General features: G+C 52.1%; 18 protein-coding genes, 1 pseudogene and 1 riboswitch. Of the genes and pseudogenes, 14 read left to right on the forward strand and 5 right to left on the reverse strand.

Going from position 1 to position 18,887, the window contains the following annotated elements:
• The 8 genes from AC5OW4_RS00735 (at position 1) to AC5OW4_RS00770 (ending at position 8,268) form a co-directional block, all read left to right on the forward strand.
• The gene (locus AC5OW4_RS00735) at positions 1–480 is read left to right on the forward strand and encodes a PTS sugar transporter subunit IIA (RefSeq protein ID WP_229056774.1); all 480 of its coding nucleotides are present in this window, start codon (positions 1–3) and stop codon (positions 478–480) included.
• A gap of 11 nt (positions 481–491) precedes the next feature.
• Complete coding sequence (locus AC5OW4_RS00740) at positions 492–1,265, forward strand: hypothetical protein (protein WP_493676536.1); 774 nt, start codon at positions 492–494, stop codon at positions 1,263–1,265.
• 189 nt (positions 1,266–1,454) lie between these two features.
• Positions 1,455–2,591: an amidohydrolase family protein gene (locus AC5OW4_RS00745; protein WP_493676537.1), complete on the forward strand. Its 1,137-nt coding sequence runs from the start codon at positions 1,455–1,457 to the stop codon at positions 2,589–2,591.
• A complete protein-coding gene (locus tag AC5OW4_RS00750) occupies positions 2,591–3,757 on the forward strand; it encodes an amidohydrolase family protein (protein WP_072685887.1) in 1,167 nt (388 codons plus the stop codon). Before AC5OW4_RS00745 ends, AC5OW4_RS00750 begins: the two co-directional genes overlap by 1 nt.
• A 25-nt stretch (positions 3,758–3,782) precedes the next feature.
• Complete coding sequence (locus AC5OW4_RS00755; protein WP_493676538.1) at positions 3,783–4,892, forward strand: DUF362 domain-containing protein; 1,110 nt, start codon at positions 3,783–3,785, stop codon at positions 4,890–4,892.
• Positions 4,893–4,979: 87 nt separating this feature from the next.
• On the forward strand, positions 4,980–6,152 hold the full coding sequence (locus tag AC5OW4_RS00760) for a CapA family protein (protein ID WP_493676539.1): 1,173 nt from the start codon (positions 4,980–4,982) through the stop codon (positions 6,150–6,152).
• A gap of 144 nt (positions 6,153–6,296) precedes the next feature.
• Positions 6,297–6,860, forward strand: a complete 564-nt coding sequence (locus AC5OW4_RS00765) for a VanZ family protein (RefSeq protein ID WP_493676540.1) — start codon at positions 6,297–6,299, stop codon at positions 6,858–6,860.
• Positions 6,861–7,164: 304 nt separating this feature from the next.
• Complete coding sequence (locus tag AC5OW4_RS00770) at positions 7,165–8,268, forward strand: PD-(D/E)XK nuclease family transposase (RefSeq protein WP_493676541.1); 1,104 nt, start codon at positions 7,165–7,167, stop codon at positions 8,266–8,268.
• 228 nt (positions 8,269–8,496) lie between these two features.
• Here AC5OW4_RS00770 and AC5OW4_RS00775 read toward each other — a convergent pair whose 3' ends face one another.
• Together AC5OW4_RS00775 and AC5OW4_RS00780 are read right to left on the reverse strand one after the other, a co-directional pair.
• Positions 8,497–9,108: a folate family ECF transporter S component gene (locus AC5OW4_RS00775; RefSeq protein WP_493676542.1), complete on the reverse strand. Its 612-nt coding sequence runs from the start codon at positions 9,106–9,108 to the stop codon at positions 8,497–8,499.
• 61 nt (positions 9,109–9,169) lie between these two features.
• A riboswitch (THF riboswitch) is annotated at positions 9,170–9,266 on the reverse strand.
• A 43-nt stretch (positions 9,267–9,309) separates the two neighbouring features.
• Positions 9,310–10,248, reverse strand: coding sequence for a calcium/sodium antiporter (locus AC5OW4_RS00780; protein WP_195547924.1), 939 nt, complete (start codon positions 10,246–10,248; stop codon positions 9,310–9,312).
• Positions 10,249–10,574: 326 nt separating this feature from the next.
• Here AC5OW4_RS00780 and AC5OW4_RS00785 point away from each other — a divergent pair, with 326 nt between their 5' ends.
• From AC5OW4_RS00785 to AC5OW4_RS00805, 5 genes and pseudogenes are all read left to right on the forward strand, one after another.
• Positions 10,575–11,489 (forward strand): peptidase U32 family protein, encoded by a 915-nt coding sequence (locus AC5OW4_RS00785; protein ID WP_308560037.1) that lies wholly within the window; start codon positions 10,575–10,577, stop codon positions 11,487–11,489.
• Positions 11,486–12,343 (forward strand): annotated as a pseudogene (locus tag AC5OW4_RS00790) (peptidase U32 family protein); the annotation flags it as partial. The gene AC5OW4_RS00785 and the pseudogene AC5OW4_RS00790, both read left to right, overlap by 4 nt.
• Before the next feature lie 66 nt (positions 12,344–12,409).
• Positions 12,410–12,703: a U32 family peptidase C-terminal domain-containing protein gene (locus AC5OW4_RS00795; protein ID WP_493676552.1), complete on the forward strand. Its 294-nt coding sequence runs from the start codon at positions 12,410–12,412 to the stop codon at positions 12,701–12,703.
• The gene (locus AC5OW4_RS00800; RefSeq protein ID WP_195395976.1) at positions 12,700–13,419 is read left to right on the forward strand and encodes an RNA methyltransferase; all 720 of its coding nucleotides are present in this window, start codon (positions 12,700–12,702) and stop codon (positions 13,417–13,419) included. Before AC5OW4_RS00795 ends, AC5OW4_RS00800 begins: the two co-directional genes overlap by 4 nt.
• Positions 13,420–13,778: 359 nt before the next feature.
• Positions 13,779–15,482 carry a hypothetical protein gene (locus tag AC5OW4_RS00805; RefSeq protein ID WP_493676543.1) on the forward strand — a complete coding sequence of 568 codons (1,704 nt, stop codon included), beginning with the start codon at positions 13,779–13,781 and terminating at the stop codon, positions 15,480–15,482.
• Between the two features lie 124 nt (positions 15,483–15,606).
• On the opposite strand, the gene AC5OW4_RS00810 is transcribed toward AC5OW4_RS00805, so the two are convergent.
• Genes AC5OW4_RS00810 through AC5OW4_RS00820 form a run of 3 tightly spaced genes read right to left on the reverse strand, consistent with a single transcriptional unit; the run spans position 15,607 to position 17,784 of the window.
• A complete protein-coding gene (locus tag AC5OW4_RS00810; protein ID WP_493676544.1) occupies positions 15,607–16,971 on the reverse strand; it encodes an FAD-dependent oxidoreductase in 1,365 nt (454 codons plus the stop codon).
• Entirely contained in the window at positions 16,955–17,458 is a 504-nt protein-coding gene (locus AC5OW4_RS00815; RefSeq protein WP_229056775.1) for an RrF2 family transcriptional regulator, read from the reverse strand. Before AC5OW4_RS00815 ends, AC5OW4_RS00810 begins: the two co-directional genes overlap by 17 nt.
• The gene (locus AC5OW4_RS00820; RefSeq protein WP_308560040.1) at positions 17,422–17,784 is read right to left on the reverse strand and encodes a rhodanese-like domain-containing protein; all 363 of its coding nucleotides are present in this window, start codon (positions 17,782–17,784) and stop codon (positions 17,422–17,424) included. Before AC5OW4_RS00820 ends, AC5OW4_RS00815 begins: the two co-directional genes overlap by 37 nt.
• A 202-nt stretch (positions 17,785–17,986) precedes the next feature.
• Here AC5OW4_RS00820 and AC5OW4_RS00825 point away from each other — a divergent pair, with 202 nt between their 5' ends.
• Positions 17,987–18,799 (forward strand): MerR family transcriptional regulator, encoded by an 813-nt coding sequence (locus AC5OW4_RS00825; RefSeq protein ID WP_493676545.1) that lies wholly within the window; start codon positions 17,987–17,989, stop codon positions 18,797–18,799.
• Positions 18,800–18,887 lie beyond the last annotated feature (88 nt).

The following is an 18,887-nucleotide window of genomic DNA, read 5'->3' on the forward strand; positions in this document are numbered from 1 at the left end:
ATGTTTAAAAATCTGTTCAAGCCCAAACCGACAGATTTCGCCGCCCCGTTCAAGGGCCGGCTGATGACGCTGGAAGAAGTTCCCGATCCGGTGTTCTCAAGCAAGTCGATGGGGGCTGGATTTGCGCTGGAAATGTTGGAGGGCAAGGTGTTGTCGCCAGTGGCGGGCAAGATCGTCGCGGTCTTTCCGACTGGCCACGCAATCGGCATCAAGGCGGATGACCGCAACGAATATCTGATCCATCTGGGATTAGATACCGTGAATTTCAAAGGTGAAGGTTTTACGGCGCATGTCGTTTTGGATCAGCGGGTGAATCCGGGCGATCCGTTAGTCGACGTCGATTTGGAATTCTTTAAAAATCATAAGGTTTCCATGATTTGTCCGATTCTGGTCGTCAATGCCAACAGCCGTAAAATCCGCCTGCTGAAAGAGGGCGTCGTCCAGTCACAGGAAAAAGACTTCCTTGCGATCACGGCATGAATCACAGCGAGATGAACGTAATTTTGGAATCTGCCCGCGCTGCGATCGCCCGGCATCGGCTGCCCTTAATGAAATACTGTCTGGCCGTGGCTTGCCTGTGCTCGCTGATCTCGCTGGCTGCGCAGCAGTTTAACAATAATCTGATCCCGCTGGCCGCAACGCTGGCGATCAATCTGATTTTTCTGTTCGGATTGGATTTACTGATGCTGAAAGCACTGCATGACGAACCGTATTCTCTTCATGATTTCAGCCAGTTCACAGGTTATATCAAGTCCCTGCTTCCGTTATTTGGAATCTACGGCCTGATTCTGGCCGGCGGCGTCTTTGCCCTCCAGGCAATGATCCATCTGGGGGCAGTCCTTCTTGTATTGCCCGCGCTGCTGGGGGTGGGCGTGATCTTTCTTAACTGCATCAATCATCTAACGCTGTTTTCAATGATTGAAACGCGTCAAAGCGCATGGAGAGCCTTGAAAGGCGGGACAAAGCTGTTTTTTCAATCCGGAAAACTGATCATGCACATTGTTTTGAAAACGATTGTGCTGATCTTGTTGGGAAGTCTGGCGGTGTATGCGCTCAATGTGTTTGTTTACGCTCCGCAGATCGACGCTGTGCTGAAAAGCGCGCCGGAAATTACGGAAGCCCTGATTGATCCTTATTTCTCAACGAATCTCAGTTACATGATTCAAAGCGTTGGCATGCAGCTGGTTGTCAGTTATATCGCAATCGTGTCAGGCATGACCTGTGGCGTCTATTATTTAAAGCAAAGGAAAGCAATAACGAGATAAAGGAATTTATTCGAAGAGTCTCACGTTCAGCTAATGGGGAAGATCAAGATTTCTGAAAAAGAGATTGAGATCTTCTTTTTTTATTTTCCGCAGGCGGGAAGTTGTTGGAAAAAACTTCATCGCAGGCTAGGAAAGTGCGGAAGAAATCATTATAATGGAAACAGACAGAAAAAGAATGGGGGTAATGATTTGATCTTAATTCGAAATGGCCAAGTCCATGATGGTTCAGGTCAGGTATTAGCGAATACGGATCTTTTGATCGACGCGGGCAAGATTGTTCAGATCGGACAGCATCTGAAGGCGCCGGGGGCGCAGGTGATCGACGCGGAAGGAAAGTGCGTCATGCCGGGCTGGATCGATCCGTTAAGCGGCTGGGGCACGGCGGCCGGGCGCGGGCAGGCGCGCGACAACGATGAAACGAGCGATCCGCTGACGCCGCAGCTGGATGTCGTTTACGCGTTTGATCCCGACAGTATGATGTATCAGGAGCTGTGGGGTTATGGAATTACGGCGGCAGGCGTCGCTGCAAGCAATAACAATGTTCTCGGCGGCAGCGCGGCGGTGTTCAAGGCGTATGGCAGAACGACGGAGACGATGTGCGTCAAGGCGAACGCCGCGATGAAGGGCTCGGTTGATGAGAAGGTCAAGCAGACCTATGGTCCGCGCAACAGCGCTCCGATGACAAAAATGGGGATCTTTTCCGCGCTGCGTGAATTGATCGCGAAGTGCGGCTCTGAGAAAGAAGAAGACCAGAAGGATCCGAAGGTTCAGGCGTTTAAGCCGGTGCTGGAAGGCAAGCTGCCGCTGATCTTAAGCTGCAACACGAAAGCGGAAGCCGACGCAGTCCTGAAACTGTTTGAAAACATGCCGGTTAAGCTGGTGCTGGCGAATCTGTATCAGCTGGATGAAAGTCTGTTGGATAAGGACTGTGGTTTCATTCTGGGCGATCTGACCGATGGGTTTAACAAGTACAATGCGGCGGTGAACTATGCCGCGCTGTTTTCGCTGATCAAAGCGGGCAAGCCGGTGGCGCTAAGCGCCTTTGGCGATGCGGTTTCACCGGGCCGGGAGATCCTGATGTGGAACGCGCACGGCCTGATGGCGCAGGCGCGGCGTTTAGGTGCCGATCTGTCCAGCGAGGATGTGCTGAAAATGCTGACAAGCATTCCGGCGCAGCTGTTGGGCGTGGCGGATCGGATCGGGAGTCTGGCTGAGGGCAAGGATGCCGACATTGTGATCTGGTCGGGCAATCCGCTGGAAACCTTCCGCGCATTGCCGGAAATTGTCGTTATTTCCGGGGAAATAGTAAAGGGGGAAAAAGCGTGATGAAACGATTGATCCGCGGCGCCAAGATTCTGACGATGGGGCCGCAGGGCACGCTGGAAAAAGGCGATATTTTAATAGAAAATGGCAAGATCGCGGCGATCGGCGAACAGCTGGACTGCGAAGACGCTGAAGTCATCGACGCTGCGGGACTGACGGCCATTCCGGGGATCGTCGACGCACACAGTCATATCGGCGGGTTTGAGATTGCGACTGGGGCGCAGGACGTCAATGAAATGGTCAGGAATGTGACTGCCGAAGTTGAAGTGTTCGACGGGATCGATCCGCTGTCGCCTTCCTTTAAGGAAGCGCTGGCCGCCGGGGTAACCTGCAGCGCGATCGCTCCGGGCAGCGGCAACGTGATCGGCGGCGTGGTCTGCGCGGTAAAAAGCGCGGGTCAGGGCACAGTTGAGTCGATGTGCGTCAACCGGCATGTCGCGCTGAAAGCGGCGATGGGCGGCAATCCGAAGGGTGTCTATGGCAAGCGCAATCAGACGCCGATGACGCGGATGGGCGTAGCCAGCGTGCTGCGCCAGTATTTCCGCGATGTTCAGGAATACATGAAGAAGCAGGAAGAAGCGCAGAACGATCCGGCAAAAATGCCGAAATGGGATCCCGCGATGGAGAACGGCGCAAAGGTGCTGCGGCATGAAATGCCGGTTAAAATGCACTGCACGCAGTTTGATATGATCACCGTGATCGAACTGGCAAAGGAATTCAATTTTGAATTCACGCTCGATCATGCGTGGGGCGCTTCGGATTATATGGAACCGATCGTGGCGGCCGGCTGTCCGGTGATTTTCGGTCCGATTGCCGTGGCCAAAGGGTTCGGCGAGTCGATTAAAATTGATATCGACAGCGTGGTTGAAATGGACCGGCGCGGCGTGCTGTGTGCGATCATGACGGATGGTCCGGTCTATCATCCATGGCTGATCGTCGAACAGGCTGGCGAAGTCGTGCGCTATGGAGCGCCGGTCGAACGGGCGATCGCAATGCTGACGATCAATCCGGCGAAAATCATCGGCTGTGATCAGCGGATCGGTTCGCTTGAAGCGGGCAAGGATGCCGATATCGCGTTGTTTGACGGGATGCCTGCGCTGGATCCGGCGGCAGTTGTGAAAATGACGCTGGTTAACGGCGAGGTCGTGTATCAAAGCAAGGGCTGTTAAGCCCTTTTCTTGTGAGGTGAGGTAAATGAGTGGGAAACAGAAGGTCGCGGCTGTGCGCTGCGCCCGTTATGATCAGGAATTAATCGGAAAACAACTGAATTTGTTAATGACGGCCATCGGCGCGGATACGTTGATTCAGCCAGGCATGAACGTGCTGATCAAGCCGAATCTGTTGTCGGCGAAAACGCCGGAGGAATTCACAACGACGCATCCGGAGGTCCTGCGGGCATTAATTCGCTACGTTCATAACCGCGGCGGGATCGTGACGCTGGCTGACAGTCCGGCCGGCCGGTTCACGCTGGATTCAATCCGGCGGATATATCAGAAAACAGGACTGCGGGCGCTGGCACAGGAGGAACAATGTTCATTAAATGAAAATCTGACCAGCGTTGAAAGCGGATTAAACGTCCTCAGCGAGCCGGTGCCGATACTGGAATGCGTTGCTCAGGCAGATTTGATCATCGACTGCTGCAAGTTCAAAAGTCACAGCTATACTGTGACCAGCGGTGCGGTGAAGAATATGTTCGGCGTCATTCCGGGATTGGTGAAGGCGCAGATGCATGCCCGTCTTGCTAAGCGTGAATCCTTTTGCCGCTTTTTATGCCAGCTGTGCGCAAATGTCAAACCCGGACTGTGTCTGATGGATGCCATCGAAGGCATGCAGGGCAACGGTCCCAGCGGCGGCGAGCGGTATGACGGTCAGCGTCTGTTAGCGGCGAAGGATCCCTTTGCGCTGGACTATGGTGCGCTGAAACTGTTTGGAGTTGAGCCTGACTGGACGCCTGTTCATCGGGAAGCTGTGAAACTCGGGCTGGTGAATCCAGCTGAGATTGAGCTGATTGCTTTGGAAGAAACCTGGGAAAGTTTATGCCGCAGTGATTTCAGACTGCCGGAAACGATGAAAGGTCTGATACAGCTGATTCCTTCCCCGCTGGCAGCGCTGCGCCGGCATTTTGCGCCCTATCCCAAGCCGGACCCTTCGCGCTGTCTGGGATGCGGAGAATGCGTGCGGGATTGTCCGGTTCAGGCGATGACGCTGACTGAGCACAAGGCTGTCGTCGACCGCCGCCGCTGCATCCGCTGCTACTGTTGTAAGGAAGTCTGTCCGGTTCATGTTGTTCAATTAAAACGTTAAAACCTTACAAAAATCTTAATTGTCAGCGAAAAACACAAGCGGGCAGTGAAAAAAAGGTATAATAAGACCAGCGATGGGAGAAATGTTATGAGTCAGAAACAAACGATGAAAAATCTGATGCGCACGGTAATTGCACTGTTGATTATTTTGGGCGCCTTATTGATGGTGCTGGCTGTGATTACGGTGCAGAAACCCCGGGATGGTGAGGTGCAGGTTGCCTTTACGCCGCAGCCGACCCTATCGCCGCAGCCGACGCCGGTTGTGGAAAAGGCCGAGCTGATCATGGCGGGAGATGCGCTGCTGCATGGGGCAGTGTATGCCGATGCCAGGACCTCTGAGGGAAGTTATGATTTTACCGATATGATGAGTACGCTGAACCGCGTTACGAATCATTATGATTTGAAGTATTATAACCAGGAAACGATTTTAGGCGGAACGGAACTGGGGTTGTCGACCTATCCTTGCTTTAACTCGCCGCAGGAATTCGGCGATACGATGATGAATCTGGGATTTAACCTTGTTTCACTGGCAAACAATCACACGCTGGACCGGGGCGAGCAGGCCATCCTGAATTCACTGGATTACTGGTCAAACCAAAACGCGCTGACAGCCGGATCGTACAGCTCGTTCGATGACCGGGAAGAACTGCGGATTCGTGAAATCAACGGGATCAGCTATACGCTGCTCTCATATACCTATGGGACCAACGGAATTCCGGTGCCGGAAGGCAAGGAATATCTGGTCAATGTATATACGGATGAAATGTTGGCGGAAGACATTGCCAAGGCGCGTGGGGAAGTCGACGTCCTGATGGTGGCGATGCATTGGGGCGAAGAGTACACGCATGAGCCGACTGCTGAACAGCGGCGTTTAGCGCAGCTGTTGGCGGATCTGGGCGTCGATCTCATCATCGGCAGTCATCCGCATGTCGTTCAGCCGATCGAATGGATCGACGATACGTTATGTATTTATTCGTTGGGAAATCTGATTTCCGCTCAGGATGGAACCTATAAGCGGGTAGGGCTGTTAGCGGGCGTGACAATCACGAAGACAACCTTCGAGGGGCAAAGTCATATCCAGCTGAGCGCGCCGCGGGCAGATCTGGTTTATACGCAGTATACCAGGGGATATCATCACTTCAAGCTGAAATTTTTTGATGAAATTGAAGAAAGCGAGCTGAAGGACGCCTGGGGTGTTTACGATCAATATGGCAAGATTGTAACGGATGGCGGCGCCGTGAGTCAGCTGGGCGGCTTGTAGGAAATTTCTGTATCCGGAATTCCCGGAGGGGATTTTTATTGGAAGGCCGGGCTGATAGGCAGATTTCCCATTCGCCGAGGAAATCTGTCTTTTCTTTTGCTTTCAGGCGTGCATTTAAAGGTTTGTTGGAAGGAGCATGACGGAATGAATTTATTCGCAAGAATCGGCTTATTTTTATTGGAAATGACCATCGTGATGTCGTCCGCAATCATGATATTCCGATGGCAAAACCGCAGGCTGTGGGCGTTATGCGGAGCGACCTGTCTTGCGGCCTGGTTGTTTTTTATATTTTCAGTGACGCTGAACGGTCCCTATTCTGATCATCCGTTTTCTGCCTGGAATCTGATTCCTTTCCAATGGATAGGGGAAATGATTCAGGAACTTCAAAGTGGAAAGTCAGTCTTGCTTGAAATTTGGCATATTCCAAAGCAGTTGATGGCCAATGTTCTGATGTTTATTCCAGGCGGTTTTTTATTAGCTGTGGTTTGTCCGCGTATCCGTCATTGGAAAGGAATTGTGATATGCGGCGCAGGATGTTCAGCCGCGATTGAAATTATTCAGTTCTTCATTGGTCGGATCGCGGATATTGACGATGTGCTGATGAACAGTCTTGGCGCAGCGATCGGATTCGCTTTGTTTCAGTGGGGGTGGCGGGAAATTCAAAAATCCGGACGCTTTGGCAGCCGGAATAAACAAGGCAAAGATTGAAAGCTCTTTTTCAGGTTCTTGCTTGCACCCGGGTAAAGATAAAAAGATCAGGCCTATAAAGCATTATGGAAAGCTTTATACGGCCTGATCTTTAAAAAATGTCCAGTCTGCTTTAAACCGGGGAACAATCCTTTTTTATCTTTTATTCTCTTTTCATTTGTTTATAATTTCAGATTCAAGGAATGTGTTTTGAAAATAGTTACAAAACATTCTGTCAAGAATTCGAAAAAAGTAAAATTTTCTTGGAAAGGAGGAAGGCATTTTTAAAATTACCGCAATATTAACTTGTAGAGGAGGTGGCTGAATGTCCATCGATCTACGAAAGCGGAAAGAACTGAAGCATAAAAGGATTTCCCTGATGGATGACTGGGTATTTAAAGCGGTGCTTGGAAATCCGGAAGATACATTGTGTCTTTCCTGTCTGTTTCAGGCTATTGATCCCAGTTTCAAAAAGGTATGTTTGTTTCCCGGTGAAGAAAGTGTGGGGCATCCCCTGATGAAAGCGATTCGTTATGATATTTGCGGAATGATCAATGATGAAATTTATTTTGATCTGGAAATCCAGCAAAATGGAAATCCCGTGGATCAGGGTATCCGGATAGTTTTTTATCTGTCACGGCTGTTATCCGGGCAGAAAACAAAAGGAAAAGATTACCGTGAATTAAAACCAGTCCGGGTCATGATGATCACGAATTTTTCTTTTTTTGGCGAGGGGGATATCAGCAACGATGTTTTCCATTTAGTTGGTGAAAAAACAGGAAGAACCTTGACAAAACATATTCAAGTGAATATTATTGAGCTGGCGGGAGTAGAATATTTACAGCGAATTCCGGTCAAGGATTTAACGCCATTGGATCGGTGGCGTGTGGTGTTGAAATTTGCGGGTGATCCTGAAAAAGAAGTGTGGATTCAACAGATCATAGCGATGGATGAAGGATGCAGAAGGGCGGTGCAGAAAATGATGGAGATTCCGATGAGTATGATCGAGTACATGTGGGAAACAAAGCGACTGGACAGAGAACTGATGCGAAATACAGAAATCCGCGAGGAACGGGAAAGGGCTGTAAAGGAAGCTCGCGATCTGGCCTTAAAGCAGGGGCTGGAACAGGGCATTGAGCAAGGCAGAGAACAAGGCATGGAACAGGGCATGGAACAAGGCAGAGAACAGGGCAAAGATCTGGGTTCTTTGTTGAAGATCGTTACAATCACGTTGAAAAAGGCAAAGAAGGGAATGCAAGCCACAGAAATTGCGGACATTTTAGAGGAAGAAGAGGCTTTGATAGAAACAATTCTGAAACTTAAACAACAATTTCCAGATGCTGCTGAGATGCAGATTGCAGTGAAGATTCTCGGTGAGTTTGTTTATCCGGCACTGCATAACGAAGTCAATCTTAATGAAGGAAACTAGACTTTCCTAGATCCGGCAGATCTGACTTTCAAGATCAATGAAATTCATTTAAACTATCCCAGATTTTCAATCTATGAACAATCAGCCATAACTTAAGGTGCGTCTATCATTCCAGATGAAAACACTGGCCGGCAAAGCTTAACTTTGTCCAGCCAGTGTTTGTTTTTCTCATCGCTGCCTGTTCTCACGCATAGAAATATCAAATTTCTTAGCAAATCTCAATTCTGTTTACCACCAGGGTAATTTCCTCTCTCCCTGCGGCGCGATCCAGTTTTTCCCTTCCAGATACGGGATCAACATTTGGAAAAACAACACCAGCAGCACAATCTCAATCGGAAGCATAATCGTGTTTTTGACGAGGCTTTTTGCGAAATAATACAGATAACCCTTGGAATATAACATGTAGCTCCATAAGGATCCCAGACCGACATTGACGAACAGATTGATCAAAAGACGGCTGAGCGCAAGACGCAGCACGGTAATTTTTGTGCGGTAAAGAAATAAAGCGAAAATCAACGCGCCGGCCATGCTCGATAACGTGTAGCCCGGGAAGAAGGGACCGTTGGGATGAATCGCGAATTCAATCAGGTCGCCGATTCCGCCGCAAAGCATGCCGACGACCGGTCCGCAAACCGCGCACTGCACAGCGGTGATCAGATACGTGAAATAAACATAGAGATTGTCGGCCACCGGAATTCGAAACGAAGCGATGGCCATTTTTAAGGCCATGCACAGCGCAGCGACCGCGAGAATCCGGACACGCCGCGTTTCGGCGGACGCTTCTTGCCAGTAAGCATGGGAAAACGGATGAGAAAAGAGAGCTTTGGAAAACTGAGCCATAAAAAAACCTCCTCTTTTCCCTCTGACAGGTAAAAGAGAAGGCCATGCCTTCGATTTTCGGGTCAGCGGGATGCGGAACCTGCACCGCAAGAAACCTTTTCGTCCTTCTGACAACTCCCCGTTCAGAAAGCACTTAACGCGCAGGAACCTACTCTGTTTGTGAAGAATATACCCCGAAAGTACCCGGATGTCAAATGAAACTTATAAAACAAAGAACAGATACAACGAGTAACCTAAAATCAAGCTGAGGCCCTGCATTTTTGATCCCTTTTCTTTCAGCAGCAACGGCAGCAGCGCCAGCATGGTGATCAGCAGACACGCCGGCATGTCCACTGCCAGACTCTGCGCGGAAACCGGCAGCGCCTGACCGGAAACAAAAGAACAAACCGGCAGGATCAGAGTCAGATCGAGAATGTTCGCGCCGATCAGGTTGCCGATCGACAAGCTCGATTCTTTTTTGACAATCGCGGTGATCGTGGTGACCAGCTCCGGCAGCGATGTGCCGATCGCGATCATCGTGACGGCGACGATCCGTTCCGGTACCCCGAAGAAAGCAGCCAGTGCACTGCCGCTGTTGACCAGCAGCTGCGATCCGGCGACAATACCCAGCGCTCCGAATAAAAACATCACGATCCGTCGTCCTGTTTCTTTGCGGGTTGTCTGGATCCGTTCGCTGTCTTCCTGCTGCTTCATCGCATTGCGGACATTTTCCGCCATCGAGATCAAAAAGATCGCGATCAGAATCAGACTGCCGGCTAAGCTCAAGGCTCCCGACAAGCTGAATCCAAGCAGCACCGCCGCGGCAGCGATCAACAAGCCGCAATGCTTGATGTAATCCTTACGCCGGATGGCGATCGGCATAAAAAGCATCGCCACTGCCAGAATCAGGCCGGTATTGGCCGTAACAGAACCGACCGCGTTGCCGATCGCCATTTCTGTTTTTCCCTGCAGCGCCGCCAGAACCGAAACGATCATCTCCGGCAGCGTGGTGGCCAGACTGACGATCGTCGCGCCCACAATAAAGGAAGGGATCCCGGAGGCTTTCGCGATCCAGCTGGCGGCGTCGACAAACAGATCGCCACCCTTGACGACCAGGAAAACCCCGGCAATAAATAAAATAACTGCGACTTCAATGCTCATAGTTCAATCTCCTCTTTCATTTCCCAGGTTCCGATAAAAAAAGAAGACCTGTCTTACGCTGTTCTCCTCAAGCGTCAGACAAGTCTTGTCAATTACCTCTAAGCCAGACGAAAAAACTTCGTCAGGTTGTTGACTTAGCAACGCGGTTGTCCGCGGTGACTACTCCCTTATCAATCTCGAATATTTTAACAAAAAGAACGTTGAGCGTCAATGTTAAATCCCGGTGAAAAACCGCACAACCCCGCAGAATGATTGACTTTTGAAACCCTGACCGTATAATTAAAGCGCAAGCTGTCCCAATGCGCGGAAAGGAACGAAAGATAAACATGACACAAATCAACTGGATTGCGGCGTTGCAGCAGGCAGCGTCGCTGGAAGAAATGAAAAACAGCGGGATGACGACGATCCGGATCGGGGTTGAAGGCGGCTCCGTCCGCACCGCCCGGTGTTTTTCGCCGGCTGAAGCCGAAGCGTTAGTCCGCCGCGTTCACGCTTCAGGACTTCGGTGCGAGATTGTTTTCAACCGCCTGTGGATGGAAGAAGAACTGGCGGAAATGGAAATGAAACTGAAGCAGATCCAAGCCTGGCAGCCGGAGGGAATTGTTTATATGGATCCGGCGGTTTTCATGAGTGCGGAGCGGTTGGGATTGAAAGACCGGCTGATCTACGCGCCGGACACGCTGATGACCAATTCCCGGGATATTCAGGAAATGCTAAAGCTGGGCGTAGGCCGCGTCGTCCTGGCTGCGGAGATCACGCTGGAAGAAATTCTCTCAATCGCCCGCAAGACCGACGGCGCCCGGCTGGAACTGCAGATTCATGGGCGGCAGGTGATGGCTTATTCGCGCCGTAAGCTGGTATCCAACTATTTGCAGGTGATCGGCAAGACAATCGACGATCTGTATGATCGTCGTGAACTGTATTTAATTGAAGCAACCCGAACTGGGAAAATGCCGATTCTGGAAGAAGCGGAAGGCACGGCGGTATATATGGAAAGCACGCTCTGTTCGCTGGATCAGATTTCACAGCTGGCAGCCAGCGGGATCGGTCATTTTACATTTGATAGTCTGTTTTCCTGCGATGCGGAATTGATCGACGCCCGGAAAGCCTGCGGCGCGGTGCTGGAAGGCGCGGATCCGGCCGTCGTGAAAGAACAGCTGAAGCAACGCTGGCCTGATCTGAATTACGGCTCCGGCTATTATCAACAGAAGACCAATTTAACCAAGGAGGACGCGGCATGAGAAAAACGATTGAGCTGTTAGCTCCGGCCGGCGATCTGGCTCGTTTGAAAACGGCAGTCCGTTATGGTGCGGACGCAGTGTACCTGGGTGGCAAGCGCTTTTCGCTGCGATCCCGCGCCAGTAATTTTGAAATCGAAGATATCGCCGAGGGCGTACGCTTTGCCCGGGAATACGGTGCGCATGTCCATGTGACGGTCAATATCATTCCTCACGAAGACGATTTTGACGGCCTGGACGATTATCTGCGCCAACTGGAAAGGATCGGCGTGCATGCCGTGATCGTCGCTTCACCGACGATTGTCCGGCATGCGAAAACCGTTGCGCCGAAGCTGGAGGTTCATCTCAGCACGCAGATGTCCAGCACCAATTCTCAGGCTGTCCGGTTTTACCAACAGCTGGGGGCGGACCGGGTTGTGCTGGCCCGCGAATGCACGATGGATCAGATCCGGCAGATTTGCGATCACAGCGAAATCCCGATTGAAACGTTTATCCATGGCGGTATGTGCGTGAACTATTCCGGGCGCTGCACCTTAAGCAACGCGATGACGCTGCGCGACGCCAACCGCGGCGGCTGCGCTCAGTCCTGCCGCTGGCGCTATCATCTTTATAACGGAGCGCAGAAGCTGAGCGACGACAGCCTGTTATTCTCCATGGGCTCGAAAGATCTGATGGCCGCGGCTTATGTTAATGACATGATCCGCGCGGGCGTGGCCAGCTTGAAAATAGAAGGCCGGATGAAATCAGCCTATTACATCGCGGTCGTTGTCCGGGCTTACCGGAAACTGATCGACTGGCTTCTTGAGCACCCTGAAGAAGACCCGCAGCCGGCCGTTCTGGCAGCTCAGCGCGAACTGATGCGGGCAGAAAACCGGCCTGCCTGCCTGGGTTTTCTGGCGGGCATTCCCGGTCCGCAGGATCATTTGTACGACAATGCGCCTTCGCGGGTAACTCACGATTTTCTGGCGCAGGTGCTGGACTACAATCCAGATGACAAACAAGCCCTCATCGAGGTGCGCAATCACTTTGAAATCGGGGAAACACTGGAAGCCTTTGGACCGCATCTGGAAAACACGCCCTTTGTATTGGAAACGATGAGGGATGAGGAAGGCGCGGTCGTCGAAATCGCCAATAAGCCGCTGCAGCGCTGCTGGATCAATACTCCGGCAGTTTTGCATCCGTATGATTTGATTCGCCGGAAGGAGCGTAAATTATGAACTGGTTTGAAGGCGCGCTGAGTGTCAAAGCCGTCATGATGGCGGGCCGCCGTCCCGTGATGAAGCTGGTCGTCGATCAGAAGAAGAAAGATAAGGATACGGCGTTTATTCTGCGTCAGGCTGCCCAGCGAGAAATCCCGGTAGAACGCTGGCCGCGCGAGAAGATTGATCAACAGGCGACCGGCCGAACGCATGGCGGGATTCTGGCGCTGGCAGGGGATCGGATCTATCAATCGGTTTCGGATTGTCTGGAAAATCCCAAGCCGTTTGTCGCGGTTTTGGAAGGAATTGAAGATCCGTTTAACCTCGGTTATGCGTTTCGCACGTTGTATGCCGCCGGCTGTACCGGCGTGCTGATGGGCAGCCGGGACTGGCAGAGTGCGCAGGCTACGATCGTGAAGTCCAGCGCGGGCGCAAGCGAACAGCTCCCCTGGTGTTTGTGCGAGGATCTCGGGGCGGCGGTTTGCCAATGCCGCCAGGCGGGGTGTGTCTTATACTGTGCCCAGCGCAGTGATGCGATTGCTTATTTTGACGCCGATTTCAACCAGCCGATTGTGCTGGCGATCGGCGGCGAGCTGCGAGGATTGAGCCGCGACGTGCTGAAGCAGAGCGATCAGAACATCGTGATTCCCTATGCCCGGCCTGTGCGCAGTGCGTTAAACGGCACCAGCGCCGTCGCCGCGATCAGCTTTGAAGTCGTGCGCCAGCGCCGCTGACCCTTCCCCAACAGAATGAAATAAAAACATCAGCGGACCCGTAGGGGTAAAGACGAATTGAGTGCGTCCCTGACAAAACTGAAAAAACTGCGACGTCGGCCGGACTTTGAGCATAGACTAAAGCGGAGCGGCCAGACGCCTGGTATCCAATGCGGGAAGAATTGTTTTCTTCCTCCTATCAGCAGCCAGATCTGCCGCTTGGAAAAGGAATGAAACCAGTCTGTCTCTGATTCGACGAACATACCATAAATCATATAAGAAAACATAACAAAAAATATGAAAGAAATGAAAGTGCTAAGAAAGAGCTTTCATTTCTTTTTGAAAGTGATATAATGGACTGGTGTTGAAGGAGGCCCGGCATGAAAGAAGCGATTTATCTCAAACGCAATATGGCGTTGATCAACTACACCAAAGCGTACTACACGACAGCGGAGGAACTGTTGTCGAGCGAAAGTTTTTCGATGTTTCTGGATTTATATTTAAATTCTTGTTCCCATACCAATCCCCAGCTGTTTGCGTGGCTGCGCCGCGGGCTTCCGATCGAAGAAGTTAAAAAAGATCTGATCCGCCTGTTAAAGGTCATGCAGGTGCTGGAGGTGGAAGAAATCGCCCATCCGTATTTTAAAGAACGTCAGAAGATGTTGGCGGTGATTGAGGATTGTTATCATTTCTGGCGGAATATGCAGCGTTATTCCGTCATTTATACGCGCAATGAGGAAGGGCTGCAGCTGGCGAACTTCATGGAGGCCGACGCGAAATTCCATCAGATGATCCTGGATTTTTACCGCACGGTCCAGCAGAAGACCCAGGGTTCGAAGAACCGCGTATACCGTCAGCTTCAGGCCGGAACCAACGCCAGCCTGCTGCTGCGTGATTACCCATGGCCGGCGCCGGAGGGGTATCGTGAGCTGGGCGACATTCCGTTTGTGCATACGATCATGATGCGCACGCCGCTGATCATCCATCCTCGCAGCAACAAGCGCCTGGGCATGTTTACCGAGGTCGATGCGAACCCGATGGCGGAGTGGGTTAAAGGCGATGAGGAGTGGATGTGCTTCCCGTTAAAGGTCGGCTCCTTGTTATGCTACACTTATTTCCACCGCGATTTTACCGCCGGAGCCGTGGCGCTGGCGAATCTGTTTGAGCTGGCTTCCGACGAGGACTGCATCGGCGCCAGACCGGATCTGCTTTTGTTGTTCGGCAATCCGGACGGTCAGAACGATACGGTTTTCTATCATGATAAGGCCAATGCGATGTGGGTCGGCAAGGTATCCTATGCCGATGTGATCGAATACTTCGGTTATTTAAAAAAGATGATCCTGACGCTGCACAATCTGGCGATGATTGAAAAAGGCTGGCTGCCGCTGCATGGCGCGATGATCAATCTGACGCTGCAGGACGGTACGAAAAAAGGCGTCATCATGATCGGCGACTCCGGCGCGGGCAAGTCGGAAACGATCGAAGCGCTGACCAACTTAAGCGAGGATGTGATCGTCAGCCGGGAGATCATCTTCGACGACATGGGCTCGCTGCATCTAAACGAGCACGGTCAGATCCGCGCTCAGGGCACGGAAATCGGCGCGTTTGTCCGGCTGGATGATCTGGATAAGGGCAGTGCTTACCGCGATATGGACCGTTCGATCTTCTTTAATCCGGAAAGCGCCAATGCGCGCGTCGTCATCCCCGCTTCGCCGTATGATACGATCATCACCGACCAGAAGGTTGATCTGTTCCTCTACGCCAACAATTATACCAACCGGCGCGGTCTGCGGGCTTTCGATAGTAAGGAAGAAGCGGTTCAGACCTTTATTGAGGGCAAACGGTTCGCTTTGGGCACGACGCAGGAAAAAGGATTGTCCACCACCTTCTTCGCCAATCCATTCGGGCCGATGCAGAAACAGCCGGAATGTCTGAAAATTATTGATCAGATGTTTGCGGCGCTGCTGAAACAACATATTTTCCTGGGTGAAATTTACACCGGCCTGGGCTTGCCGGAAAAGGGCGGCAATGCGCTGGAAATCGCGGCGAAGGAACTGTTGGCCAAAATCAGTGAAAAAGAATAAAACTGCCTGTCAGACTGCGCGAACGAAGGGGATTGTAAAAAGTCCGCAGGCTCATTAAAAAATAACGTAGAAAAAACGCCGGGTTTCGCCGGCGTTTTATTATAATAAATAAGGAAGGTTAGACTTAAAGCACGGCGGCGAACAGGTCGTTGAGACCTTCGCTCATCGTCGGATGAGTGTAAATGCCATCGCGCAGAACGGGATACGGAAGTTTGGCGTCCATCGCCAGCTTGATCAGATTGATCATTTCATGCGATTCCTCACAGAAGAAGTGCGCGCCGAGTATCTGATCGGTTTTCGCGTCGATAATTACTTTTAACAGGCCGTCGGTCTTGCGTAATACCTGCGCCTTCGGGATGGCAGCGGCCGGAATTCTGGCAATTTTAAGATCATAGCCGGCGCTTCGGGCTTCTTCTTCACTCAAACCGACACGGGAGAACGGCGGATCCATAAAGACGCTGTAAGGCACCGCACCGCGATTGGCGGTGGTGCGCGGTCCCGAATTCAGAGCGTCGCGGACGATCCGTGAATCATCCAGCGAGATATAGGTGAATTGCAGACCCCCGGTGACGTCGCCCATCGCCCAGATATGATCGACCGAGGTCTTCAGCTGTTCGTTGACGGCGATTGCGCCGCGGGAAGTCAGGGCGATCCCCGCCGCTTCCGGATGCAGATTGTCCAGCTGCGGACGCCGGCCTGTCGCGACTAACAGTGCGTCGCAGCGCAGTTCTGAATCCATTTCGTCCTGCTTTAAAATCAGGACGGTTTCCGCAGCTTCATCCCGCACTTCCTTTAACGCCGTATTGCGCATTAGCCGCACGCCCCGGCGGGCCAGGCTCGTTTCCACCGCATCCGCGATCTCAAGATCCTCACGCGGCAGAAACCGCTGATTTGGCTGCAGGATGGTGACCTGAGATCCAAAATTTGCGAACATCGAAGCGAATTCCAGTCCGATGTAGCCGCCGCCCAAAATGACCAGCCGCCGCGGCAGCGTTTCCAATTCCATGATGCTTTCGCTGAGATAAACCCGCGGACTCTGCTTCAATCCGGGAATGTCCGGGACAAACGGCTTCGCTCCGGTATTGATGAAAATGCGGTGAGCTTCAAGAATTTCCGGGCCTTCTTTTGTCAAAACCTGGACGTGATGATCATCGAGAAAGGACGCTTCTCCATCCATCACTTCGACGCCGGAGGAAACAAGCTTGTCATAATTTTTCTTCCGCAGCATTGCGGTCAGGCGGCGTTTTTCCTCGATTGCCTGCTGGAAATGAAGCTGCCGGGCAGCGTCATCCCCACCTTGAATCGCAGACTGGCGGGCGCTGTTTTCTAAGGATTTGGTTGGCAGGCAGGCGACGTTGATGCATGTGCCGCCATACATTAACGGTGATTTTTCAACCAGCGCTGTGCGCTGGCCGGCTTTCGCCAGGCTGGCAGCCAGCGTTTTTCCCCCTTTGCCGAAGCCGATGATCAGATTATCGTATGTTTTCATGAATGGGTTCCTCCTTTTTATTCATGATGATCTGTTCCGGCTGCGTGACAAAGAGATCCTGAAGCAGATCCCACAGCGTCAGCCGATCCAGACTTTCCAGACATTGTTCGTTTAACTGGCGGTAGATTTTATCCATTTCCCGCGCCATGCCGGAGGCGACCAGACAGCTCATTTCGGGATCGCCGCTTTGCCACCGGCTTTCCACCAACGCGGCGTGCAGCGCGTCGGCAATCTGGCGCAGCGTAATTTCCTGAGGCTTGCGGCACAGACGGTAGCCGCCCTCGCTGCCTTCTTGGGAGATCGCGATCCCGGCCCGGCACAAGGCAGCCATGATCTTGCGGACCCGCACTGGATGGGTGCAGATGTTGACAGCCAGTTCCTCGCTGGACTGCGGGGCGTTTTTATGCGCCAGATACACCGCGGCGTGAATCGCGACGGTCAGCTCGCTGGTCATTTCTGCCCCTTGCGAACCGTTTCGTAAGGCCATTGAAGCAGCCCGCCGAAATCATAGACATGGTTGTAGCCGAGCTGGACCAGTTTGTTTGCGGCCTGCGCGCTGCGATGACCTGACCGGCAATACACCAGCAGCACGGCGTCCTCATCGCTCAAAGTGGCCAGCGCGGTGTGTGCGATCGTTTCGTTGGGCAGATTGATCGCTCCGGGAATATGCCCCTGGGCAAACTCCTGCGGCTGGCGTACGTCGAGGATCGTAACCGGTTCGCTCTCCATTTTCTGTTTCGCCTGCGCGGGCGTCAGCCGGATGGGTTGTTTCTTCATCGTTTTGTTGAAGAAGCGGGAAAAGAATGGCAACATGAGTTCCTCCGAAAGAACGAAATGTTCTTTTGATACTGTAATCATAATGGTTACAGTTCGTTCTGTCAACATGAACACTCTCTGAAAAGCAGAAAAACACGTAAATTCATGATAAGATAGAAAAAATCAACTTTTCTTGAGAAAACAGTTGACTCTCCCGTTAAGGGAGGATCTATGCTTTGTTTGCGGAGGAGGAAACAAGATGCTGAAAATAGGAGATTTTTCAAAAATGGGAAAGACGACGGTCAAAACACTGCGGTATTATGATTCGATCGGTCTGCTGCGGCCGAAGCAGATCGACGAGGAGACTGGATACCGCTGGTATTCGACGGAACAGCTGATCGCATTGGCTCAGATTCAGCAATGGCGGCAGCTGGGACTTGGCGTGGCGCTGATCCGCAGGATTCTGCATGGCGAAGTGAGTGAAAACGACGCTCTGAGCCAGCGCCGCCATCAGATCGCCGCCGATCTTGATTCGCTGCAGCATCAGTTTCGCCGCATTGAACGCGTCTTAACGACAGGCGCAAAGGAGAGCGTTATGAAAATCAATGTTATCGTCAAAGAATTGCCGGAATGCATCGTGATGGCCCGCAAGGTGGCCCTGCCCGCGTATCGTGATCTGCTTGGCGAGATCCCGGCGACGGGAGCGAAGGTTGCCTCACGGTATCCGGATCTGAAATGCACACAGCCGGAATATTGCTTCGTAAAAGAACTGGATGGCGAATACCGGGAAAAGGACATCCACGCCGAGATCTGTCAGGCGGTTGAAGTGATGAAGCCGGATTTCGACGACGTCCAGTTCCGCAAAGAACCGGCGGTGGAAGCGGCCTGCGCGTTGTTTAAAGGCGGCTATGAAGGCTTCAGCGAGGTTTATGCCGCTTTGATGCAGTGGGTGGAGGACAATCACGCCGAAATCATCGGTGAACCACGCGAGAGCTATATCGACGGTATCTGGAATCAGGACTCGGAAGAAGACTGGCTGACAGAAGTTCAGATCCCGATCCGCCGGGGCTGAAAGAGTCTGTTCAATGCTGTTTGCTGAACCCTGCTGAAAGGGACAGGAAAGAGTTCGATCAAGGTTTGAAATGCGAGAAACATCAGGA

Source organism: Holdemania sp. (genome assembly GCF_986127675.1).